This is a genomic window from Winogradskyella pacifica (assembly GCF_013403915.1).
In the GTDB taxonomy this organism is placed as follows: domain Bacteria; phylum Bacteroidota; class Bacteroidia; order Flavobacteriales; family Flavobacteriaceae; genus Winogradskyella; species Winogradskyella pacifica.
In genome coordinates, this window is sequence record NZ_JABFDI010000067.1 from 1 (window position 1) to 683 (window position 683).

The following is a 683-nucleotide window of genomic DNA, read 5'->3' on the forward strand; positions in this document are numbered from 1 at the left end:
GTTTCACCGACAGTTCGTTACGGCGCGCTCGACTCTCCGGCGAATTGATCGCTGTCCGACCGGGCGCGTACGTGACTGCTCGCTACTTCCATTCGCTGGACTCGCCGCAGCAACACCTGTTGTTGGCCCGCGCCATGTCCGACGGCACCGTGCTCAGCCACGTATCCGCAGCCATCGCTTGGGGCATGGACGTGTGGGGACTGCCGCTGGCACGAGTCCACCTCACCACCGGCCGACCCATCACGACCAGGACCACTCGTCGACGAACGGTTCACGGCACCAGGCTGGCGCCCGCGGATTTCACCACGCATGACGGTCTGACATTGACCACGCCTGCGAGGACCGTGGTCGATATCGCCCGCACCGCTACCCACACACAGGCGGTGTGCACGGGCGACTCGGCCTTGCGACGCGGGCTGGTCACCGCGAAAGCCCTGTCCGACGCGGTGACCGCTGCCAAGTATCGAACAGGTACACCCGGAGCGGTTCGAGCCGTCGAGGCGATGACGAACCGTAGCGACAGCGTCGGCGAATCCCGCAGCCGATTGATACTGCAGGATCAGAACTTGCCGGTACCGTTGCTCAACCAATCCGTGTTCGATGCCGACGGAACGTTTCTGGGCCGGGTGGACTTCCTGTTCGCAGAACTCGGTGTCATCGGAGAGTTCGACGGCTCGGGAAAG

Annotated in this window: 1 protein-coding gene; it reads left to right on the plus strand. The window is 64.1% G+C overall.

Annotated features, from left to right (window positions below; translation table 11 throughout):
* Positions 1 to 683 (plus strand): type IV toxin-antitoxin system AbiEi family antitoxin (locus tag HM984_RS17430; RefSeq protein WP_179350121.1); only part of this gene is annotated, 683 nt, incomplete at both ends.